23 protein-coding genes are annotated in these 22,078 nt (G+C 66.4%); 4 read left to right on the top strand and 19 right to left on the bottom strand.

Annotated features, from left to right (window positions below; translation table 11 throughout):
- Positions 1 to 17: 17 nt before the first annotated feature.
- On the bottom strand, positions 18 to 527 hold the full coding sequence (gene ssb, locus E8L99_RS16950) for a single-stranded DNA-binding protein (protein ID WP_137100654.1): 510 nt from the start codon (positions 525 to 527) through the stop codon (positions 18 to 20).
- A gap of 373 nt (positions 528 to 900) precedes the next feature.
- Between ssb and uvrA the strand changes: the two genes are divergently transcribed.
- The 3 genes from uvrA to E8L99_RS16935 all read left to right on the top strand — a co-directional run bounded on the left by uvrA (position 901) and on the right by E8L99_RS16935 (position 5,457).
- Entirely contained in the window at positions 901 to 3,822 is a 2,922-nt protein-coding gene (uvrA, locus tag E8L99_RS16945) for an excinuclease ABC subunit UvrA (RefSeq protein ID WP_137100653.1), read from the top strand.
- 43 nt (positions 3,823 to 3,865) lie between these two features.
- Positions 3,866 to 5,143, top strand: a complete 1,278-nt coding sequence (locus tag E8L99_RS16940) for an MgtC/SapB family protein (RefSeq protein WP_137100652.1) — start codon at positions 3,866 to 3,868, stop codon at positions 5,141 to 5,143.
- A 146-nt stretch (positions 5,144 to 5,289) separates the two neighbouring features.
- Positions 5,290 to 5,457, top strand: a complete 168-nt coding sequence (locus E8L99_RS16935; protein ID WP_137100651.1) for a DUF1127 domain-containing protein — start codon at positions 5,290 to 5,292, stop codon at positions 5,455 to 5,457.
- A 15-nt stretch (positions 5,458 to 5,472) separates the two neighbouring features.
- Here E8L99_RS16935 and E8L99_RS16930 read toward each other — a convergent pair whose 3' ends face one another.
- Genes E8L99_RS16930 through yajC form a run of 5 tightly spaced genes read right to left on the bottom strand, consistent with a single transcriptional unit; the run spans position 5,473 to position 9,736 of the window.
- Positions 5,473 to 6,345, bottom strand: a complete 873-nt coding sequence (locus tag E8L99_RS16930) for a phytoene/squalene synthase family protein (protein ID WP_137100650.1) — start codon at positions 6,343 to 6,345, stop codon at positions 5,473 to 5,475.
- Positions 6,346 to 6,744 carry an Mth938-like domain-containing protein gene (locus tag E8L99_RS16925; RefSeq protein WP_252511139.1) on the bottom strand — a complete coding sequence of 133 codons (399 nt, stop codon included), beginning with the start codon at positions 6,742 to 6,744 and terminating at the stop codon, positions 6,346 to 6,348.
- Position 6,745: 1 nt separating this feature from the next.
- Positions 6,746 to 7,708 carry a protein translocase subunit SecF gene (gene secF / locus E8L99_RS16920; RefSeq protein WP_137100649.1) on the bottom strand — a complete coding sequence of 321 codons (963 nt, stop codon included), beginning with the start codon at positions 7,706 to 7,708 and terminating at the stop codon, positions 6,746 to 6,748.
- 18 nt (positions 7,709 to 7,726) lie between these two features.
- On the bottom strand, positions 7,727 to 9,343 hold the full coding sequence (gene secD, locus E8L99_RS16915; RefSeq protein ID WP_137100648.1) for a protein translocase subunit SecD: 1,617 nt from the start codon (positions 9,341 to 9,343) through the stop codon (positions 7,727 to 7,729).
- Positions 9,344 to 9,403: 60 nt separating this feature from the next.
- On the bottom strand, positions 9,404 to 9,736 hold the full coding sequence (gene yajC, locus E8L99_RS16910) for a preprotein translocase subunit YajC (RefSeq protein ID WP_137100647.1): 333 nt from the start codon (positions 9,734 to 9,736) through the stop codon (positions 9,404 to 9,406).
- A gap of 209 nt (positions 9,737 to 9,945) precedes the next feature.
- Here yajC and E8L99_RS16905 point away from each other — a divergent pair, with 209 nt between their 5' ends.
- On the top strand, positions 9,946 to 10,833 hold the full coding sequence (locus E8L99_RS16905; protein WP_137100646.1) for an ATP-binding protein: 888 nt from the start codon (positions 9,946 to 9,948) through the stop codon (positions 10,831 to 10,833).
- A gap of 99 nt (positions 10,834 to 10,932) precedes the next feature.
- Here the strand turns inward: E8L99_RS16905 and E8L99_RS16900 are convergent, their stop codons facing one another.
- The 13 genes from E8L99_RS16900 to E8L99_RS16840 all read right to left on the bottom strand — a co-directional run bounded on the left by E8L99_RS16900 (position 10,933) and on the right by E8L99_RS16840 (position 21,942).
- Positions 10,933 to 12,468 (bottom strand): LysM peptidoglycan-binding domain-containing M23 family metallopeptidase, encoded by a 1,536-nt coding sequence (locus tag E8L99_RS16900; protein WP_168201705.1) that lies wholly within the window; start codon positions 12,466 to 12,468, stop codon positions 10,933 to 10,935.
- 212 nt (positions 12,469 to 12,680) lie between these two features.
- The gene (locus E8L99_RS16895; RefSeq protein ID WP_137100644.1) at positions 12,681 to 13,337 is read right to left on the bottom strand and encodes a protein-L-isoaspartate O-methyltransferase family protein; all 657 of its coding nucleotides are present in this window, start codon (positions 13,335 to 13,337) and stop codon (positions 12,681 to 12,683) included.
- Between the two features lie 10 nt (positions 13,338 to 13,347).
- Positions 13,348 to 14,130 (bottom strand): 5'/3'-nucleotidase SurE, encoded by a 783-nt coding sequence (surE, locus tag E8L99_RS16890; RefSeq protein ID WP_137100643.1) that lies wholly within the window; start codon positions 14,128 to 14,130, stop codon positions 13,348 to 13,350.
- Complete coding sequence (gene serS, locus E8L99_RS16885; protein ID WP_137100642.1) at positions 14,130 to 15,419, bottom strand: serine--tRNA ligase; 1,290 nt, start codon at positions 15,417 to 15,419, stop codon at positions 14,130 to 14,132. Before serS ends, surE begins: the two co-directional genes overlap by 1 nt.
- A 105-nt stretch (positions 15,420 to 15,524) precedes the next feature.
- Entirely contained in the window at positions 15,525 to 16,235 is a 711-nt protein-coding gene (recO, locus tag E8L99_RS16880; protein WP_137100641.1) for a DNA repair protein RecO, read from the bottom strand.
- Between the two features lie 9 nt (positions 16,236 to 16,244).
- Entirely contained in the window at positions 16,245 to 16,481 is a 237-nt protein-coding gene (locus tag E8L99_RS16875; protein WP_137100640.1) for a DUF1737 domain-containing protein, read from the bottom strand.
- A 5-nt stretch (positions 16,482 to 16,486) separates the two neighbouring features.
- Entirely contained in the window at positions 16,487 to 17,446 is a 960-nt protein-coding gene (gene era / locus E8L99_RS16870) for a GTPase Era (protein ID WP_137100639.1), read from the bottom strand.
- Positions 17,443 to 18,144 (bottom strand): ribonuclease III, encoded by a 702-nt coding sequence (gene rnc / locus E8L99_RS16865; RefSeq protein WP_215907008.1) that lies wholly within the window; start codon positions 18,142 to 18,144, stop codon positions 17,443 to 17,445. Before rnc ends, era begins: the two co-directional genes overlap by 4 nt.
- A gap of 46 nt (positions 18,145 to 18,190) precedes the next feature.
- Positions 18,191 to 18,940, bottom strand: a complete 750-nt coding sequence (gene lepB, locus E8L99_RS16860; RefSeq protein ID WP_137100637.1) for a signal peptidase I — start codon at positions 18,938 to 18,940, stop codon at positions 18,191 to 18,193.
- A gap of 63 nt (positions 18,941 to 19,003) precedes the next feature.
- The gene (locus E8L99_RS16855; protein ID WP_137100636.1) at positions 19,004 to 20,368 is read right to left on the bottom strand and encodes a hypothetical protein; all 1,365 of its coding nucleotides are present in this window, start codon (positions 20,366 to 20,368) and stop codon (positions 19,004 to 19,006) included.
- Positions 20,369 to 20,470: 102 nt separating this feature from the next.
- Entirely contained in the window at positions 20,471 to 20,986 is a 516-nt protein-coding gene (locus E8L99_RS16850) for a hypothetical protein (RefSeq protein WP_137100635.1), read from the bottom strand.
- Between the two features lie 11 nt (positions 20,987 to 20,997).
- Positions 20,998 to 21,639, bottom strand: coding sequence for a glutathione S-transferase family protein (locus E8L99_RS16845; protein WP_137100634.1), 642 nt, complete (start codon positions 21,637 to 21,639; stop codon positions 20,998 to 21,000).
- Positions 21,640 to 21,729: 90 nt separating this feature from the next.
- Positions 21,730 to 21,942 carry a hypothetical protein gene (locus E8L99_RS16840; protein WP_137100633.1) on the bottom strand — a complete coding sequence of 71 codons (213 nt, stop codon included), beginning with the start codon at positions 21,940 to 21,942 and terminating at the stop codon, positions 21,730 to 21,732.
- Between the last annotated feature and the right edge of the window lie 136 nt (positions 21,943 to 22,078).

Here is a 22,078-nt window from a genome sequence, read left to right as displayed (position 1 = left end):
CGTTTGCTGGAACCCGCTCAGAACGGGATCTCGTCATCGTCCATGCGGCCGCCGCCACCGGCGGGGGCAGCCGATCGGCGCGGCGCCTCGGCGCGGCCCATGCCGGAACGGTTCTCCATGGCACCCGACGAGCCGAAGCTGTCATCGCCATAGTCGGAGGAACCGCCGCTGTTGCGGCTGTCGAGCAGGGTCATCTCGCCGCGGAACGGCCGGAGCACAACCTCGGTGAAATAGCGCTCAGGCCCGCCCGAGCTGTCGGAGGCCTTGCGGGTCTCCAGCTGGCCCTCGACATAAACCTTCGAGCCCTTCTTCAGGTATTGCTCGGCGACCTTCACGAGGTTCTCGTTGAAGATCACGACATTATGCCACTCGGTCTTTTCCTTGCGCTCGCCCGAGGCCTTGTCGCGCCAGTTCTCCGATGTCGCGATCGAGAACTTGCAGACCCGTCCGCCGTTCTGGAACGAGCGGACTTCCGGGTCCTTGCCGAGATTGCCGACCAGAATGACCTTGTTGACGCTGCCAGCCATGGGCGCTCTCCTCCTGCCGGGTCGCGCTGCGGCCCGTCGAATCCGTTGTGGCGAGGCTTCCCACGTCCAGGCCCCGGCGTCACGTGACGAAGCCCGAACAGAGAGCGGTATCCCCACCTAATCCGCCTTGTTCTATATTTGTTCTTGATGGCCCGCGCAAGTCCGGCTAGCGTGGAACCAAGCTGATTCACCGAAATTCGGCTGTGCACGGGGCCGAACCTGTGCACAGCTGCCAATCTGCCGCGCCTTGCTACTGGCGGCGGGGTAGCCGCGTTTCTACCTTGGGGCTGGGTGCCGCGTCTCGCGCGATCCCTTTGCCGCGCCATTGCGTAACAGGGCTTCCATCCGGGCCCGGACCGACAAGCGATCGACCATGACCGACCTGTTCGACAAGTTTCGCGACGACGTGCGCAGGCGTGACCAGCGCCAGATCACCATCCGGGGTGCGCGCGAGCACAACCTGAAGAATGTCGATCTGGCCATTCCCCGGGATTCGCTGGTCGTTTTCACGGGCCTGTCGGGCTCCGGCAAGTCGTCGCTTGCCTTCGACACGATCTATGCCGAGGGCCAGCGTCGCTATGTCGAGAGCCTCTCGGCCTATGCCCGCCAGTTCCTGGAAATGATGCAGAAGCCGGACGTCGACCAGATCGACGGCCTGTCGCCGGCCATTTCCATCGAGCAGAAGACCACCTCGAAGAACCCGCGCTCCACTGTCGGCACCGTCACCGAGATCCACGACTACATGCGCCTCCTGTGGGCGCGCGTCGGTGTGCCCTACTCACCCGCCACCGGCCTGCCGATCGAGAGCCAGACGGTCAGCCAGATGGTCGACAAGACCCTGGCGCTGCCGGACGGCTCCAGGCTCTACCTGCTGGCGCCCGCAGTGCGTGGCCGCAAGGGCGAATATCGCAAGGAGCTCGCCGACTGGCAGAAGAAGGGCTTCCAGCGCGTCAAGGTCGACGGCACGTTCTACGAGATCGCCGACGTGCCACCGCTCGACAAGAAGCTGAAGCATGACATCGACGTGGTGGTCGATCGCGTGGTGGTGCGCGACGACATGGCGACCCGGCTCGCCGATTCCTTCGAGACCGCGCTGAAGCTTGCCGACGGCATCGCCGTGATCGAATTCGCCGACACCAAGACCGAGGGCGGCGAGCCGATGCGGCTGCTGTTCTCGGAGAAATTCGCCTGCCCGGTCTCCGGCTTCACCATTTCGGAGATCGAGCCCCGGCTTTTCTCCTTCAACAATCCGTTCGGCGCGTGTCCTGCCTGCGACGGTCTCGGCGTGGAGCAGCGGGTCGATGCCGATCTGGTCGTGCCCGACAAGGACCTGAGCCTGCGCAAGGGCGCGATCGGCCCCTGGGCCAAGTCCACCTCGCCCTTCTACACCCAGACGCTCGATGCCTTGTCGAAGCACTACGGCTTCTCGCTGACCGTGCCCTGGCACAAGCTGCCGGAGGTCGCCCAGAAGGCGATCCTGTTCGGCACCGGCGAGGAGGTCGTCACCTTCAAATATGACGATGGGCTTCGGTCCTACGAGACCTCGAAGACCTTCGAGGGCGTGGTGCGCAATCTGGAGCGCCGCCTGAAGGAGACCGAGAGCGACTGGGCGCGTGAGGAAATCTCCCGCTACGTGTCATCCGTGCCCTGCAAAGCCTGCCAGGGCTACCGCCTGAAGCCAGAGGCGCTGGCTGTGAAGATCGGCGGTGAGCATATCGGCATGGTCTCGCAGCTCTCGGTCAGGGTCGCCAATGAGTGGTTCGCGGCCCTGCCCGAGAAGCTGACGTCCAAGCAGAACGAGATCGCGGTCCGCATTCTCAAGGAAATCCGCGAGCGGCTGCGCTTCCTCGTCGATGTCGGCCTGGAATATCTGACGCTCGGGCGCAATTCCGGCACGCTGTCGGGTGGCGAGAGCCAGCGCATCCGGCTGGCGAGCCAGATCGGCTCAGGCCTCACCGGCGTGCTCTATGTGCTGGACGAGCCCTCCATCGGCCTGCACCAGCGCGACAACGAGCGGCTGCTCGGCACGCTGAAGCGGCTGCGCGATCTCGGCAATACGGTGATCGTGGTCGAGCACGACGAGGACGCGATCCTTCAGGCGGACTACGTCGTCGATGTCGGGCCGGGCGCCGGCATCCATGGCGGCCGGATCGTGTCGGAGGGTACGCCGGCGGAGGTGATGGCGGATCCGAACTCGCTCACCGGCAAATATCTGACCGGGGCCATGTTCGTGCCGACGCCGAAGCGCCGGAAGCCGCAGAAGGGCCGGTCTCTGAAGATCGTCAATGCGCGCGGCAACAATCTCAAGAATGTCGATGTCGAGATCCCGCTCGGCACCTTCACCTGCATCACCGGCGTGTCGGGTGGCGGCAAGTCGACCCTGCTGATCGACACGCTCTACAAGGCGGTGGCGCGCAAGCTGAACGGGGCGAGCGATGCTCCTGCCCCCTATGACCGGATCGAGGGCATCGAGCATCTGGACAAGGTGATCGACATCGACCAGTCACCGATCGGCCGGACGCCGCGCTCGAACCCGGCAACCTATACCGGCGCCTTCACGCCGATCCGCGAATGGTTTTCAGGCCTGCCGGAAGCAAAGGCGCGTGGCTACGAGGCCGGGCGCTTCTCGTTCAACGTCAAGGGCGGGCGCTGCGAGGCCTGCCAGGGCGACGGCGTCATCAAGATCGAGATGCACTTCCTGCCCGACGTCTATGTCACCTGCGACGTCTGCAAGGGCAAGCGTTACAACCGCGAGACGCTGGAGGTCGTGTTCAAGAACAAGTCGATCGCCGACGTGCTCGACATGACGGTGGACGAGGGCGTGGAGTTCTTCAAGGCGGTGCCGCGGGTGCGCGATATCTTGAGGACGCTGTCGGAAGTCGGTCTCGGCTATATCCATGTGGGACAGCAGGCGACCACGCTGTCAGGCGGCGAGGCGCAGCGGGTCAAGCTGTCGAAGGAATTGTCGCGCCGCTCCACGGGGCGCACGCTCTACATTCTCGACGAGCCGACCACCGGCCTGCATTTCCACGATGTCGCCAAGCTCCTGGAAGTGCTGCACGAACTGGTCAACCAGGGCAATTCGGTCGTCGTCATCGAGCACAATCTCGAGGTCATCAAGACCGCCGACTGGGTGATCGATATGGGCCCCGAAGGCGGCGATGGCGGCGGCGAGGTCGTGGCAGTCGGCCCGCCCGAGGAGATCGCCAGGGCCAAGCGCAGCCATACCGGTCGGTTCCTGGCCGAGGTGCTGGAGCGCCGGCCGATGAAGCCGAAGACGGAAGCGGCCGAATAGACTAGGGTTTGCGGCCCCCCCTCGCCTCAAAGCCTTTGCCCGCATGAGCGATATCGAGTTGTTCCAGCGCTTCGCGCTCGCGGCCGCCATTGGCGCACTCGTGGGTGTCGAGCGGCATTGGCAGGAGCGTGACGAGGCGGCCGGGCAGCGTACGGCGGGCCTCAGGACCTTCACGCTGGTCGGCATGCTGGGTGGGGCGGCAGGCCTGCTTGAACTTGCCCTGGCCACGGGCGGCGGTAACCACGGCCTGGTGATTGCCGGACTGTTCCTCGGCCTCACCGCCGCCATGACCGTCTTCAAGCTGCGCGAGGCGGTGGCCGAGCAGAATTTCAGCGTCACCTCGCTGGTCGCCGCCATGCTCACTTTCGCGATGGGAGCTCTCGCGATCCTTGGCGACATGCGGATCGCAGCGGCCGGCGGCGTGACCCTGACCGCGGTGCTCGCGAGCCGCGAAGCCTTGCACGGCCTGATGCGCAAGGTGACCTGGCCCGAACTGCGCTCGGCCATCGTCCTGCTGGTGATGACGGTGATCGTCCTTCCGCTGGTACCGGCTCAGCCGATCGGCCCCTTTGGCGGCATCTCGCCATCGCGCATATGGCTTCTGGCGATCCTCCTCGCCGGAATATCCTATCTCGGCTATCTCGCAGCGCGGGTCTTCGGAGCGACCCATGGTGCCCTGATCGCAGGCGCGATCGGCGGTCTCCTGTCGTCGACGGCCACGACGGTGACAAATGCCAGGCAGTCGATCAGCGAGACCGCAACGCCTGCGTCCGCGACCTTGCTGGCGGCTGCGACGCTTGCAGCAGGCGCCGTCGCCCATGTCCGAACCGCGGGCCTTGCCGTGCTGCTGGTGCCCGCCCTGGCGCCGACTGTCATTCCGGCTCTGGCCGCCGCAGCCCTGGTCATGGCGCTTGCCGCCCTGCTGGTCGGGCGAACGACGTCGCAGGGCGGGAGCCGGACCAAAGACGTCAATCCCTTCGATCTCTCGCAGATCCTGCAGACGGCACTGCTTCTCGGTGCCTGCGGATTTGCCGCCCGCGCCGCCTCCGCCTGGTTCGGCGAGAAGGGACTGTTCATAGCCTCGGCCCTGAGCGCATTGGCCGATGTCGATGCGACCACGGTCGCCGTGGGCAGCATGGTTCCGTCCGGTCTCGCAACAGCGACTGCCGCCACCGCGATCCTGATCGGTGCGAGCGCCAACACGCTGGCCAAGACGGCCTATGCCGTGATCCTGGGCAGCCGACGGTTCGGACTGGTCGTCGCCGGCGGTTCTCTGGGGGCCGTTGCCGCGGGTTCAGTCGCCTATTGGATGGCAGGCTGACGGCTGGATCACCCAAGGCCTTGGTTAATCTGCGCAAATCCTGCATAGCTGCAGTGCAACATAATCTCTTCGCATCTGCGAGATGAGGATTATCTCTAGGGGCAGAAAGCCGGGACTGAAGCCGACTTGATCCTGGAGATTAGACCATGCTGTACCTGTTCAACGCCCTTGTGTCCCGCCTGCACGCCTATGCCGTCTATCAGCGCACCAAGTCGGAGCTGACCCAGCTCGACGACCGGTCGCTGGCCGATATGGGCTTCCAGCGCGGTGAGATCGAATTCCTGGCCCGCAAGGCGGCCGAAGTCGAAGCCTGATAGCGACTGCGGGCGTCAGCGCGTCCTGACGGCCGTGCGCCACAGGCTCCACTGACGCCGCCATTGCGGCACGTCCAATCGCGTGCCGAACGGATCGGCGATGAGCCGGTCCATGCGGTCGAGATAGAGTCGGGCCAGAGCCAGCGGCAGGAATGCCGCCCTGACCTCGCCGGGTGCCTGGGCGACCAGAGCTTCGGCCTGCGCGCAATGATCGAGACCGACGTCTCGCATCCGCCCGAGCGCCGCCATCACGGCCGCCCCTGCCTTCCCCGACATCACATCCTCACGGCTCGTGCCGGTCTCCGCCAGAATGTCGGCCGGGATGAACACCTGGCCGCGCGCCGCGTGCAGGGCGAAGGACCTCAGAAGCCCCGCCACCGCATAGGCGATACCGGCATGGCCCGCGAGATCCGCCGAACCGGGATCGCGTCCATCGGCCAGGATCAGGGCGCCAAGCTGCATCAGCGCCGAGGATGTCTCGCCGCAATAGCCTTCGAGATCGCCGACGGTCGGCACGAGATCGTCGTAGAGATCGAAGATCCGCGCATCGATCAGGTCGATCAGAGGCTTGGCGGGTAACCGACGACGGGCAATCACGTCCAGAAGGGCGGCCGCAACTGGATGCCCCGTCGCCTCGCGCCGGCCCTCCGCTCCCAGCACATCGCGCCACCATTGCAGCCTCACCTCGCCGGGCAGCGGCTCGGATACGCGGTCGCGGGTTGCCGCAATCTCGGCGTTGAAGGCATGCAGCGCCATGAAATCGGCGCGGAACGGCTCGGGCACGAAGAGATTGGCGAGCCAGCGGTCCTTGTCGGCCGCGCGGACGAGATCGTCGCAGGCGGCAAAGGCCTTGGCGAGATCCGGCTCAGGGGCGGCGCCGGCCGCCATTCAGTCCACCGCAATCAGGGCAGCGGCAACACGGCGGCGCTCGCCCAGCATGATGTTGAAGGTGCGGGCCGCCGCCCCCGTCGCCATCACGTCGAAACCGATCCGCGCGTCGCGCAGCGGCCAGGCAATGGCATCGGACAACAGGACAGGCGCGACACCAGTCCCAATCAGCAGGAAATCGATCTCAGCCGCCTCGGCCAGCACCAGCCCGAGGCTCTCGGCCGTCAATTCCCCGGGCGCGGTCACGTCCCAGGCACGAATCCCGGAGGGCAGCGCCAGCACCGAGCCGCGATGGCTCATCTCGGCGAAGCGGAAACCGCCGCGGCCATAGGCATCGATCGGAAACCGGCCGGGTACGAACCCCTCGTAGAGCTTCTGCAGGGGTTCGCCGCGCGGCACGTCAGGCTTTGGCCTTCTGCAGCGCCGGCTCCGCCGACGACTCGTCGCGCGGCGCGGTTGCGCCGAAGCCGCCGGACCGCAGGCCGAGATAGATCAGCACCGGTGCCGCGATGAAGATCGACGAATAGGTGCCGATGATCACGCCCACCAGCATGGAGGCCGTGAAGCCGCGGATCACCTCGCCACCGAAGAAGAACAGGCCGAGCAGCGCCAGGAAGGTCGTCGAGGCGGTCATCACCGTGCGCGACAGGGTCGAATTGATCGCGACATCGAGCAGCTCGCCGATCGGCATCTTCTTGTGCTTGCGCAGCATCTCGCGGATGCGGTCGTAGATGACGACGGTATCGTTCAGCGAATAGCCGATGATCGTCAGCACCGAGGCGATCGACGTGATGTCGAAGTCGGACCGCGTGATGACATAGAAGGCGATAATGGCCACGACGTCATGGACTGTCGCCACCATGGCGCCCACCGCGAACTGCCATTCGAAGCGGAACCAGAGATAGATCAGCACCACCAGGATCGACAGCATGACGCCGATGACCGACATCTGCACCAGTTCCGCTGACACTGTCGGACCGACGACCTCGGTGCGGCGGACCTCATAATCGGCGTCGATCACCGCGCGCACGCGGCGGAGCGCCGCCTGCTGGCCCTGCTCACCACCCGGCTGCTCGCCGTAGCGCACCAGGACCAGATTCGGGCCGCCGAATTCCTGCAGTTGCAACTCACCGAGATTGGCAGCCGCCAACCGGGTGCGCAGTTCGGAGATATTGGCGGAACCCTGCTTGGTCTGAAGCTCGACCAGCGTGCCGCCCTTGAAGTCGATGCCGACATGCAGGCCGAGCGTCAGGAAGCCGATGACCGTGAAAACGGACACGAGCGTGGACGCCAGAAACGCCCACGGACGGAAGCGCATGAAGCCGAATTTGGTGTCGTCGGGAACCAGTCGCAGAAGGCGCACAGCTAGAAACTCCTGCGATCACAAAGGGATGCGTGCGGGCTTGGCCCAACGCAGCCAGAGGACGACGAGATAGCGCGTGAACGTCACCGCGGTGAACATGGTGGTCACGATGCCGAGGCCGAGCGTCAGGGCGAAGCCCTTGACCGGCCCGGTGCCGAGGAAGAACAGGATGATGGCGGTCAGGAGCTGGGTCACGTTGGCGTCGACGATCGTGCCGATCGCCTTGGTGAAACCGGCGTCCAGGGAGGCAATGACCGACCGGCCGAGACGCGCCTCCTCGCGGATGCGCTCGTAGATCAGCACGTTGGCATCGACCGCCATGCCGACGGTCAGCACGACGCCGGCAATGCCAGGCAGCGTCAGCGTCGATCCCATGAGGCTCAACAGGCCGAACATCATGATCACATGGACGATGACGGCGATGTTGGCGAGCAGGCCGAAGAAGCCATAGGTCGCGAACATGAAGATCAGCACGAAGATCGAGCCGATGATTGCCGCCTGGGCGCCGGACGCAATCGAGTCGGCACCGAGCGAGGCACCGACGGTGCGCTCCTCGACGACGGTGAGCGGCGCCGGCAGCGCACCGGCCCGCAGCAGGAGCGCCAGATTGGCCGAGCTTTCGGCGGTGAAGCGGCCGGAGATCTGGCCCGAGCCGCCGAGGATCGGCTCACGGATGACGGGAGCCGAGACCACCTTGTTGTCGAGGATGATGGCGAAGGGCCGGTTGACGTTTTCCTGAGTCGCCCGAGCGAACTTCGAGCCGCCGATCGAGTTGAAGCGGAAATTGACGATCCACTCCGCCTGCTGGGCGCTGAACGCGGCCTGGGCATCAACCAGATCGTCGCCTGCCACGATCACCCGGCGCTGGATCAGGTAGGGCGTCTGCGAGACGATACGGTTGCCGTCCTTGACCTCTTCATACATCACGACGGAATCGGCGGGCGCGCGGCCAGCCAGCGCTTCCTCGGCGCGCATCGACTGGTCGACGAGGCGGAATTCCAGCTTGGCGGTCTGTCCGAGAATGTCCTTCAGCCGCTGTGGGTCCTTTTCACCGGGAACCTGCAGCAGGATGCGGTCGATGCCCTGGCGCTGGATCACCGGCTCGGTGGTGCCGAGCTGGTCGATACGGCGGCGGACGATCTCGATCGACTGTGTGACGGCGCGGGAAATGCGGTCGCGGAGGCCCGCCTCGGTGGCGATCACCGTGAAGGCATCGCCCTGGCGGGTGACCTCGTAGTCGAACTGGCCGGTGGTGGCGAACAGGCCGCCGAGCGGCTGGGGCAGCTTGCGCAGTTCGGTGTTGGCGAGTTCGGCGTTCTGGCCCTCGCGCAGGCGCACGATGACGCCATTGCCCTGGAAATTGATGCTCTGGACCAGCACGCGCGCGTCGCGGAGAACGCGGCGGACATCGTCGCGCAGCGCTTCCATCTTGTCGCGGCGGACAGCATCGGCATCGACCTGCAGCAGCAGATGCACGCCGCCCTGCAGATCCAGGCCCAGCGTCATATGCGTGCGCAGCACCCTTGGCAGCTTGTCGACCCAGGCTTGCGGCATGACATTGGGGGCCGCCAGCAGCATGGTCACCAAAGCGGTGATCAGGATGAGCGACGATTTCCAGCGCGCGAAGTTCAGCATCGAACCTTGGTCCTCAGGCGATCGAAACGGCAGGCCGGATGGCCTGCCGCGATCCGGGCATTACTTCTCGTCGGCCGGTTCGCCCTTCGAGCGAACTTCCGCGACGAACTGACGCGCCGCACGGATGCGGACATTGTCGGCAATTTCGATCTCGATCGTCGCATCGTCGACAACCTTGGTGATCTTGCCGATCACGCCGCCGGTCAGGGTCACCTGGTCGCCACGGCGCAGATTCGAAATCATCTCCTGCTGGGCCTTCACCCGCTTCTGCTGCGGGCGGAGGATCAGGAAGTACATGATGACGAAGATGAGCACGAAAGGCAGCATCGACATGAGAATGTCGTTGGTGGATCCCGCTCCGGTCGCCTGTGCGAAAGCCGGGGTAATGAACATGGACGATCCTCTTCGGGAACTCCCTCGGCGGACGCGTCGGGAACTTGGAAATCGGGCGCGGACTATAGCCAGCAAGGCGTCGATTGCAACGCCCGCGGCCGGTTCGCAAGGCCCCATATGGACGCTTTGAGGCCATCATGCCAGCACCACGATTGAAAGCGTTGCTCCGGTGGTGCAAGGGACGGTCGAAACGACCGGAGTGACCTGACGTGTCTGACGAGCTTGCCCGCCTTGCTGCCCCCTTTGCCGAGACCCTTGCCCGCATCGCAACGGCGCTTGAGCGCTTGAGCCCTCCGAGCCCGTCCGTGCCCGATCTGGCGCTGGCCGATGCCTATGTCTGGAACCCGGTTGGGCCGAGGCTTGAGCCTGTCGCCAGGGTCAACCGCGTCGAGATGGTCCTGCTGCACGGCATCGACCGGGCGCGCGACACGCTGATCGACAACACCCAGCGCTTCGCGACCGGCCTGCCGGCCAACAATGCGCTGCTGTGGGGCGCCCGCGGCATGGGAAAGTCGTCGCTGGTCAAGGCCGCGCATGCGACCGTCAACCAGAGCCTGGTCGCCAGTGGTGGCCGCGCGATCCTGAAGCTGGTCGAGATCCACCGCGAGGACATCGAGACCCTGCCCGGCCTGATGGCGCTGATGCGGTCTTCCGACTACCGCTTCATCGTGTTCTGCGACGACCTGTCCTTCGACGCCAATGACACGTCCTACAAGTCGCTGAAGGCCGTTCTGGAAGGCGGAATCGAGGGCCGTCCGGACAATGTGCTGTTCTACGCGACGTCCAACCGCCGGCATCTCCTGCCGCGCGACATGATGGAGAACGAGCGCTCGACCTCGATCAATCCTGGCGAGGCGGTGGAAGAGAAGGTCTCGCTGTCGGACCGGTTCGGCCTGTGGCTCGGTTTCCACAAGTGCAGCCAGGACGAATATCTCGCCATGGTCTTCGGCTACGCCCGCCATTTCGGCATCCGTTACGACGACGAGGCGATCCGCGCAGAGGCTCTGGAATGGGCGACCACGCGTGGCTCGCGCTCGGGCCGCGTCGCCTGGCAGTTCATCCAGGATCTGGCGGGCCGCATCGGCCACCGGATCTGACGTCCTGAAAAGAGAAGGGGCGGCACCGCCGTGCCGCCCCGAAGATGACCGGTCCCTTTGGAGGTCGCAGGAGAGGACCGATCGACTAGACGTGCCGGCTCAGTTGGAGCCGAGATAGGTCATGGGGTCGACGGGCGTCGCGCCGCGCCGGATCTCGAAGTGAAGCTGCGGCGACGACACGTTGCCGGTCTGGCCGGCGGCGGCGATCGTCTGGCCACGGCGCACCTGTTCGCCGCGCCGCACGCTGATATTGCTGTTGTGGGCGTAGGCGGTGACGAAGCCGTTGGAATGGCGCACCAGGACCAGATTGCCATAACCGCGCAATTCGTTGCCGGCATAGGCAACGACGCCATCTTCGGCCGCCTTGATCGGCGTGCCCTCGGGAACCGCCATCTTGATGCCGTCATTGGTGCCGGCCCGGAAGCTGGTGATCACCCGGCCACGCACCGGCCAGCGGAACTGCGGCTCGCTCGATGCGGCGGCCGGAGCTGCGGCCGGGGCCGCAGCAGCCTGGGCCGGAGCCGGCTGCGCCGCCTGGGCGGGTGCCGGCGCCGGCTGGGTCTGGGCTGCAGCAAGAGCGGGGGCTGCCTCGCGGGCGGCCGGCTGAGCCGGTGGGATCGCGGCGGTCGCGCGCTGGTCGGCGCGCTGGCCGGCAGGCGTCGCCTGAACCTGGGCAACGGTGCGCTGAGCCTGTTCTCGCCGATCGGGTGCCGGTTGCGCCTGGGCGACCTGACCCGCGCCGGGGAGACGCAGGCTCTGGCCGATGCGGACCGGACGGCCCGACGGGATATTGTTGGTGCGTGCGATTTCGGCTGGCGTCGTGCCGTAGCGCGTGGCGATCGAGGCGAGGTTCTCACCCATGGCGACCGTGTGGGACACCGGGCGGGTCGCCTGGCGCGTCGGTGCGACCGGCTGGGCCTGAGCGACCGGCTGTGACGGCGCGGCTGCCCGCGGCTGCGCACCGACCTGCCAACCGGCACGAGCGGCAGGCACAGGAGCCGTTGCGGCCTCGTTGCGGGCCGTCGCCACCGGCGCGGGCGCGCGCGGCAGCTCGATGGTGCGGACCTGACGGACGGGCGCAGCCGGGGCTGCGGCCTGGACCGGGGCCGGAGCCGCTGCCACCGGGGCGCGCTGTTGGGTGGAACCGATCGAATAGGTGGGGATGACCACCGACTGGCCGGGGGAAAGCCCCTGCCCGGCCGACAGGCCGTTCGCCTGGGCGATGGCGGGCGCCGGCACGCCATAACGGCGTGACAGGCTGTCGACCGTGTCGCCGGAGCTCGCCTGAATGGTGGTGCCGCCGGCTGCCGACCAGCCGTTTGAACTGCCGGCGACCGGCTGGGCGCCGGTTGCCCGCGCAGCGGCCATCTGGCGGACAGCGGGCGTCTGCGGATTGGACGAACCGAAGGTCGAGCGCTGTGTCACCGTGCCAGTGGTGAGACCCGGATCCGCCGAATTGCTGCCAAAGGGCGAACTCTCGACTGCACCCTGCCGGCGGACCGGCGCTGCGATATCATTGGCTGGCGAGAGCGGCGCGCTGTCGACACGCGCGGTCGGCACCGAGGCAACGACCTCCTGGCGCGGGCTTTGGGCCACGTTGCCGGATCGAAAGGGATTTTCGTCGAACCGGGCCATGTCCGAACTGCAGGCAGCAGTCAGACCCGAAACAGCCACGAGAAGGGCTGCTTTCGACAATCCGAAAAACGCACGGGCACGCATTGGCACTCTCACGCGGTACGCAACTTGAGACGTGATGATTAAGACCCGTTCAGGTTAAGGTTCGGTTTGCGCGCCAAAGAAAAACGTAAACGACCGGTCGATTGTCCGCGCCGGTGCGTCAGAGCCGCTCAGAGCCTGCGGGCCATGCCGGGAACCGCCGGCGCGATCACCGCCTTGCCGAGTGACCGGCTGGCAACGCCTGTCGGACCGGCCTCGACGCGGACGATCTCGACGTCCTGGCCCGTGCCGATCGGCGCAACCACGATGCCGCCGGGTGCCAGCTGCCCGATCAGGCCCGGCGAGAGTTCGGGAAGCGCACAGGTGGCCATGATGCGGTCGAAGGGCTTGCGCAGCGGATGGCCACCCATTCCGTCGCCGAACACCACCTCGATCGTCTCATAGCCCAGGCCGCGGAGCCGGATATGCGCCTGGTCGGCCAGCGTCCGCCAGCGGTCGATCGTGACCACCTGAGCGGCAAGCCTTGCCAGCACCGCCGCCGCATAGCCGGAGCCGGTGCCGATCTGCAGCACGCGATGATGGGCCTGAACATCCAGCGCCTCGATCATCGATCCGGTCAGCGAGGGGGCGAGGATCGACTGGCCGCAGGCGATCGGCAGCGCGACATCGTCGTCGGCGAGCGCGAACAGGCCTGGGCTGAGGAACGGCACCCGCGGCACCTGTTCCATGGCCCGCAGCACTTTGTTGTCGCTCAGGCCCTTCTGCCGGAGCATCAGAACGAATTCGGCCGCCGCCAGGAAATGGTCCGGTCCGGGGCCGTCGTTCATGGCTGGTCCTTCAGGTGCCCGGCGGCCGGTCGCCGGCAAAGACAGCGGCGAGCCGCGTCATGGTCGGCTCGTCGGTCAGGTTGATCTCCAGCGGCGTCACCGAGATGCAGCCTTCCGACAGCGCCCAGATGTCGGTGCCAAGCTCGAGGCGCTGGGGCTTCCGCGAGAAAGCGATCCAGAAATAGGGATTGCCGCGGCCATCATGGCGGGGATCGATCGTCAGGATTTCCTGGTCGCGCCGCCCCTGGGCCGTCACCTTGATGCCCCGGACATCGGAGGGCTTGCGGTTGGGGAAGTTGATATTGACCAGCGTCCCCTTGGGCAGACCCTCTTCCAGAATGGTGCGGATGACGCCGGGGGCATGGGCTTCAGCCGTCTCGAACGGCACCTGATGGCGCGTCTCGGGGCCATAGGCCTGGGAGAGCGCGATCGAGCGGATGCCGAGGATCGTGCCCTCCATCGCGCCGGCGATCGTGCCCGAATAGGTAACGTCCTCCGCGACGTTCTGGCCCTTGTTGACGCCGGAGAGCACGAGGTCAGGCGGCTCGCCGGCCATCAGGTGCTTCACCGCCATGATCACGCAATCGGTCGGCGTACCCTTCACCGCATATTGGTTCTCGCCGACCTCGCGCAGCCGCAGGGGATCGTTGAGCGACAGCGAATGCGAGACGCCGGACTGGTCGGTCTCGGGCGCCACGATCCAGACATCGTCGGAGAGCGAGCGTGCGATCCGCTCGGCGGTGCGCAGGCCGGCTGCGTGGATGCCGTCGTCATTGGTGACCAGGATCCGCATCAGGCTTTCTCGATCATCTGGAGGCCGCCCATATAGGGCTGAAGGACGGCGGGAACGGCAATGCCGCCGCCGTCCTGCTGGTAGGTTTCCATCACCGCGATCAGCGCACGACCAACCGCCGTGCCGGAACCGTTCAGCGTGTGGACGAATTGCGGGCTGCCCGCCTTGCCATCGACGGCCTTGGGCCGGTAGCGCGCGTTCATCCGGCGGGCCTGGAAATCGCCGCAGGTGGAGCAGGACGAGATTTCGCGGAACGCCTTCTGGCCCGGCAGCCAGACCTCGATGTCATAGGTCTTGCGAGCCGAGAAGCCCATGTCGCCGGTGCAGAGCGTCACCACGCGATAATGGAGATCGAGGCGCTTCAGCACTTCCTCGGCGCAGGCGAGCATGCGCTCGTGTTCGTCGTTGGACTGTTCCGGCGCGGTGATCGAGACCAGCTCGACCTTGAGGAACTGGTGCTGGCGCAGCATGCCGCGGGTGTCACGGCCGGCAGCACCCGCCTCGGACCGGAAGCATTGGGTGCCGGCGGTGAGCCTGAGCGGCAGGACCTCCTCGGCCACGATCTCCTGGGCAACGAGATTGGTCAGCGTCACCTCGGCGGTCGGGGTGAGCCAGAGGCCCTGTTCGGTCCGGAACATGTCCTCGGCCGCCTTGGGCAATTGCGACGTGCCGTAGACGGCATCGCTCTTCACCAGGACCGGCGGGTTGACCTCGGTATAGCCGTGCGTGTCGGTGTGGAGATCGAGCATGAACTGCGACAGCGCCCTTTCCATGCGGGCGAGATGCTTCTTCAGCACGACGAAGCGCGAGCCCGAGAGCTTGGCCGCGACCTCGAAATCCATCTGGCCCAGGGCCTCGCCGAGCTCGAAATGCTCGCGGGCATTGGTCACCTGGCGCGGAGCGCCAAAGCGGTGATGCTCGACATTGGCGCTCTCGTCAGGGCCGAGCGGCACTTCGGCGAGAGGCAGATTGGGGAGCACTTCGAGGGCTGCTGTCAGATCGGCATTGGCCTTCTTCTCTGCGATTTCGGCTTCCGCCATCCGGTCCTTCAGCGCGGCCACTTCCGCCTTCAGGCTATCGGCCCGCGCCATGTCCTTGGCGCCCATGGCCTGGCCGATCTCCTTCGACGCGGCATTGCGGCGCTCCTGGCAGGCCTGGAGCGTGCCGACCGCTGCCTTGCGGGCATCGTCGAGGGCGATGAGCGCCGAGGACAGCGGTTCGCGGCCGCGTGCGGCAAGCCCCTGGTCGAAGGCCTGCGGGTTGTCTCGGATCCAGCGGATGTCGTGCATGACGGTCTCGGTCGCAACGGACGGGAAGCCGACTGCGATTCCGCCGGTCAACCCCGATAGCAAGCGGGATTAAGCGAGCCCTTGGGCTCTGGCAAGCGCCGTCCGTCAGCCATAGGCGCGCAGGAACGCCTCGCGGGCATCCGGCATGGTCAGGCCGCGCGGTTCGAAGACGTGGCGCGACAGGAAATGGCCGGTCAGGCGGAAGCCCGCGAGGACTGCGTCGCGGTCCATCGGCCCCTCCCCGGACAGGAAGGCTGGCAGTGCGAACAAGCGGTCCTTCCACGGCTCGCCCGCCTCCCGCGATACGGCTCTGCCGGTCTTTGGCGAGACATAGATGAGATCCGTGGTCTGGCCGGTCGATGCGCATTCGGTCAGATCGAGACCGAAGCCCAGGTCCTGCAGCACTTCAAGTTCCAGCCGGACGATCAGCGGCGCGGCAAGGCTCGCATCCGGCAAGGCATCGGCGATGATGGTCAGCACGTCAAACAGGCCGGGGCTCGCCTCGCGCTCGGGCATCAGACGGGCAAGCGCCGAGAGATGGGTGATGCCGGCGACCCCTGCCCTCGCCTCCATCAACCGCGCGGCCCGCGAGATGGTCGGTTCGATCGTGTAATTGCCGAGATGCTCGTCAAGCCTGGCGGTCCAGGTGGCCAGCACCGTGTTGCCGGGCTGGAGCATGGCCTGGTTGCGCCGCGAGCGCCCACCGCGCAACAGGCCGAGGTGGCGGCCGTGCTCCCGGGTGAACAGCTCCAGGATCACGCTCGTCTCGCCGTGGAGCCGGACGCCGAGCACGATGCCGTCGTCGGTCCACTGCATGGCGGCTTATCAGTAATCCGAGAGCTTGAGGTCGGGCGAATAGGAAATGCCCTCGACCTCGCGCATGATCGCCTGGCCGCAGATGACCCGGCCCTTGACCGGATCAAAGGTCAGGGTCGGCTGGCCATAGAGCTGCCAGCCCTTGTTGATGGCCTCGCTGATCCGGTGGCAGAACGCGCTGTCGTCCGGGCCGGTGATGTAGCGATAGAGCGTGGTGGTCTTCTTCGACGAGATCGCGGTCAGCATGATCGTCACCTGCCTTTTGGAAATTCGAGACCCATGCGCTCGTAGCGCTCGGGATCGTTGCCCCAGTCCTCACGCACCTTGATGGTGAGGAACAAGTGTACCGGAACCTCGAACAGGCGGCTCAGCTCTTCTCGCGAGCCCTTGGAGATTGCCTTGATCGTCTCGCCGCCCTTGCCGAGCATGATCTTCCGCTGGCCTTCGCGCACGACATAGATCGTCTGCTCGATGCGGATCGAGCCGTCCTTGCGCTCCTCATAGGCCTCGGTCTCGACGGTCGAATCGTAGGGCAACTCGTCGTGCAGGCGGTGATAGAGCTTCTCGCGGGTGATCTCGGCCGCCAGCATCCGGGCCGGGACGTCGGAAATCTCGTCTTCCGGATAGTGCCAGGGGCCAGCCGGCACGATCTCGGCGAGATGGCGCCTGAGATCGGCAACGCCCGAACCGGTCGTGGCGGACACCATGAAGGTCTTCTCGAAGCGGGTGCGCGTGTTGATATCGGCGGCCAGGTCGAGCAGCTTCGGGCGATCCAGAAGGTCGACCTTGTTCAGCACCAAGTCCTTGGGCTGGCGGACATCGCCAAGCTTCTCGAACATGGCCTCGACCTGCTCGTCGACGCCCTTGCGCACGTCGATTAGCACCAGAACGCGGTCGGCATCGGCGGCGCCGCCCCAGGCGGCCGTCACCATGGCGCGGTCGAGCCGACGCTTCGGCGAGAACAGGCCGGGCGTGTCGACCAGCACGATCTGGGCCTGGCCCTCCATGACGATGCCACGCACCAGCGCGCGCGTCGTCTGCACCTTGTGCGAAACGATCGTCACCTTGGCGCCGACCAGTGCATTGACCAGAGTCGACTTGCCGGCATTGGGCGCACCGATCAGGGCGACGAAGCCGCAACGGGTTGGATCGTCCGCGACGGTCTTGTCGCTCGGGTTCGTCTGGTCGCTCGGGTTCGTCTGGTCGCTCATGGCGTTCCGCCCTTCGTGTCGTCAGGCCAGACGCCCTCGCGTTTCAGCACGAAGGTCGCTGCGGCGATCTCCGCCTGGCGCTTGGCGGCGCCCTGGCCGAAACCGTCCTCGATGCCGGGAATGACTACGGCCATGGTGAAGATCGGCTGATGGTCCGGCCCGGTTCGCTCGCTGACGCGATAGACCGGGGTCGGCAGGCCGCGCCCCTGCGCCCATTCCTGCAGCGCGCTCTTGGCATCGCGCTGGAGCGCGGGGCCTGCAGCGAGCCTCGACAACCATAGCCGGGTCACGAAAGCTTCCGCCGCGCCCCAGCCGGCATCGAGATAGATCGCGCCGATCACCGCCTCGCAGAGATCTGCGAGCACGCTGGCACGGGCGCCGACAACGGTGCGGCTCTCGCTCGGGCCGACCTTGATCGCCTGGCCGAGATCGAGTTCGGCGGCGACCTCGGCGCAGGTTTCGGCACGCACCAAATCCGACAGGCGGCGCGACAGCGTGCCCTCGTCGTCGGCCGGCATGGTGCGGTAGAGCAGGTCCGCGACAGTCAGGCCGAGGACACGGTCGCCGAGAAACTCCAGCCGCTGATAGGACTTGTCGCGCTTGTCGGTACCGCTGACCGCGCTCGGATGGGTCAGAGCCCGGTCGAGCAGGCTCTTGTCGGAGAAGATGTGACCAAGGCGTGCCTCGACCTCTTCCACGCTGGGCCGCGTCGGTTTCGCCTTGCGCCCGGGAGCCAAGGCCGCGTTACCGGACGAGATTGGCAAGCCGGGTCCAGCGGATCGACCACGGCCAGCGCCAGAACGCCCAGGCGCGCTCGCCCTCCTCGATGGAGAAGAACAGGAGCTCCGCCCGGCCGACGAGATTGTCGAGGGGGATGGGACCGACCTGGCTGAGCACGCGGCTGTCGGTCGAGTTGTCGCGGTTATCGCCCATCATGAACAGATGGCCGGCCGGCACTTCATAGACCGGCGTGTTGTCGTAGAAGCCGTTCTCGTAGAGATCGAGCGTGTAGTGGACGACACCGTTCGGCAGGGTCTCGCGATAGCGCCTTGTGCGCGTCTCGCGACCGTCCTCCACCTCGACGAAGTCGTCGACGCGCTCGCGCTTGACCGCCACGCCATTGATGTGGACGACGCCGCCAATCACCTGGATCTTCTCGCCCGGCAGGCCGATCACGCGCTTGATATAGTCGACATCAGGCTCGCGCGGCAGGCGGAACACCACGACATCGCCGCGCGACGGCACCGATCCCATGATCCGCCCCTGGAACAGATTGGGCGAGAAGGGCAGCGAGAACTTCGAATAGCCGTAGGCGAATTTCGACACGAACAGATAATCGCCGACCAGCAGCGTATCCTTCATCGAGCCGGAGGGGATGTTGAACGGCTGGAACAGGAATGTCCGGATGACCAGGGCGATGAGCAGCGCGTGGATGACCACGCGGACGGTTTCGCCGATGCCGCCCTTGTCCTTGCTATTGTCCGCCACTGTCATCGCCTGCTGTAAGAGGTGACGCCGTATAGCCCGGCGGAGCGCCGTCACGCAATGACAAGCCCGTCAGCTGCAATTGGTCACCTGGTTCGAGCAGAGGCCGCTCCACCAGCCGCGCACGCCTTCGATCTCGATGAGGCCAAAGCCGCCGGAACAGGCATGCAGGCGCTGGATCACGTCGCCGGCGCCGGCTGGCTCACCGTTGGTACGACGGACCGGCCTGACCGCCGCATGCCGGCTTGGCGCCTGAAGGAGCTGCCCCACGGGCAGATTGGCATTGGCGAGCGCCGCGCCGACCATGCGCGCCGACACCCATCCCTGACCGCGATGGGGCTGCGGGCGCGAACGGGGATATCGCTCGCCATATTCGGCGCCCGGTGCTTTGATCGAGCGGATCAGGAACCAGCCGTCGCGATAGCCGGCGATCCTGAACTCGGCGCGATAGGTTTGGCCGGCGTCGCCGTCGCGACCGGGCGCGACCCAGGCGGGCGGCACGATGCCGACGACGCGCGAACGGGCGGAAGGCTCGGCGCGGACATTCAGCCCGGCCGGATCGGCATCGACCGACCATCCGGAAATCTCGCAGGGTTCGGTGCGCGGCGGCAGGCGCCGGCGCGCCTTGCGCGCCTCTTCCTGGCTCTCGACCATTGCCGTCCAGTCCTCGACGTCCTGGATGAACTGCGACTCGACGACCGTAGGCTCGCGGCCAACGAGCCGGTCGCCCTCGAAGGCAAGCGCCACCTGTACGGCCTTGCCGGTGTCAAAGGCGCTTCCGGGTGTTGCAGGATCGTCCGAACCCGAGCGGAAAACCGAGAGGAAGCCGATCATCTGCATGAAATCGACCCTGCGCACCTGACCGGCCACCCAGCGGCTGCCGGCTGCGATGCCTGCGTCACCGGCCCAAGCATGGCTGTCGAACGGCGTGACGTTCTCGCCCGTGATCCGGTAAGCGGTGCGGATGCGCTCGCCGAGCTGGAGCACGAAGCCGTCGCCGACCTTGTTCACCATGGGAAAGAAATAGGGCTCGTCCCGCGAGACGTCGTAAGGCACGAGGAAACGCGCCAAGACCATTTCCTGACCCTGGGATCTGCGCGTCAGCACGATGAGATTGACGCTCTGCTGGACACCCTGCCCTTCGCTGGCGCTCTCGAAGACCTTGGCCCTGAGCACCTGCAATTCGCTCGACCCGAGCGGATGAACCTGATTCTCAACGGTCTGGCAGGTCAGCGGGCTGAGACTGATGTGGCGCTGCGACATATGGCGCGCTGCAGCCAGGGTCGCGTCATCGCGAAAGTCGCGGTCGCCCATGGAACACGGCGGAAGGCTGGCCTGAGCGGCGGCGGGCAATGGCGCCGACAGGAGCAGAGCGGCCGCAAGGCCGAGCGGCCGGATCCGCTGACCGAGCGGTCGGGTGATGCTGTGTGACGACATGGCGGGCTCCTGAGAGTGCCGTCTTGTGTCACTGCGAGGCTGCACCGGCGTCACGCCGGCTCACAATCCGTGTTTCAGCAGCCGATGCCCGTTGAAACCAAGTCAGAAATCGACGCGCTGGCGGTTGCGCAGCGTGTTGCCGGTCTGGTCGCGCAGCTCCGGCGCGATGATCGGCGGCGCCGTGCCGGGACCCAGCGGGTCGACGGGCGCGGTCCGGCGCACGCGCACCGGTTCGCGGTTGCGATCGACGACGCTCGGAATGGCGCCAGCCTGCTGGCCCGACACGATCGTGCCGCCGAGAGGGCTGCCGCTGGTGGCGGCGCCCGAGCGCACATGGCTGACGTTGCTCAGGCTCGCGCTCTCGCGGGCACCCGGCGCCCGGCCCATCAGAGCCGAGGTCGTGACGGGCGGTGCCGTGCTGGTGGTCGTTGTGGTCGTGGACGCGCCGGACTGCATCGCCACCTGGCTCGATCCACCCACGGGCGGCAGAGCCGTGCTGGTCACGGCCTGGACCGGAACAGGCTGGGCGGGCGCCTGCGCCAGCGGCGTGGGCAAGTCCGAACTGGTCATGCAGCCGGCGAGCGTCAGGGACGAGGCGAAAAGGCACACGAGGCGCATGGACATTCCGATCATGAGGCGGGCTGAGCCGCCGGCATCAACTCATAGGGAGGCTTGAAGCCGGGCATGGCGGCGATCCGCTGGCGCCAGGCGTCGATATTGGGGTGGGATACAGAGAGATCGAAGCCGGTTTCCTCGGTCGGATAGAACATATAGCCGGCGAGCGACAGGTCGGCGATGGTCGGCCGCTCCGCCACGATGAAGCTTCGCCCGGCCAGGTGCTGCTCGACAATGCCGAGCGCCGTCTCCGTGCGCGCCCGCATGAAGCCGAGCACGGCCGGATCGGCTGGCTTGCCGGCGAGCGAGAACATGAACCGGTGGGTGGCGAAGTAGCTGGTGTATTTGTGGTTGTCGAACAGGATCCAGCGCAGGATTTCCAGTTCCTCATCCTCGTTCGCCGGCCCGAACTTGCCCGAACGGCGCGCGAGATAGGTCAGGATCACGCCGGATTGCGACAGACGGCGCCCGTCATGTTCCAGCACCGGCGCCTCGCCCATCGGATTGACCTCGGCGCGCCAGGCCGGATCGCGGGTGGCGCCAGCGAAGAACTGCACCGGCACCGGCTCCCAATCGAGCCCCGCCAGATTCAACATCAACGCCACCTTGTTGGCGTTGCCGGACTGGGCGAAGCAGTGAAGGCGGAAATCAGGCAAGGCGCTCCTCCGGGACCGGCGATACGGCATTAACAAGCCGCATCCCGTGTCGAAATCGAGGCAGGCACGCGTGCCGGCCCGCCCGATGGCTCAGTTCTGCTGGGCGGCGCGGGCCCGCCCACGGCGGCCTGTGGCAGCCGGCGTCTCGGCCGGCGCCTGTCCCAGCGCCGGATCGCGCGGCAGCGGCGGCGGCGTGGCATTGGCGACCGGCGGGCCGGGAGGAGCCGGCGGCGCAGCCGTCGAACACCCGGAGAGAATGGTCAGTGCGAGGACGGCGCAGGCGGCCGCGAGCGTCTTCGGCATGGATAGGCACTCCCCTTCAAGCGGCGCTCTCGTCGGCGCCATCGACAAATCGTCGCAAGAACCACCGTTGGGTTCAACGATGCTTCAACCTTAAGCCCCTTTTAAGCCGCCTCGCCTAGGGTTCAAGTCAACAGGG

The sequence above is a fragment of the Phreatobacter aquaticus genome, assembly GCF_005160265.1.
In the GTDB taxonomy this organism is placed as follows: domain Bacteria; phylum Pseudomonadota; class Alphaproteobacteria; order Rhizobiales; family Phreatobacteraceae; genus Phreatobacter; species Phreatobacter aquaticus.
Note: the sequence above shows the minus strand (reverse complement) of the source record. Positions and strands in the feature narration are given on the sequence as shown.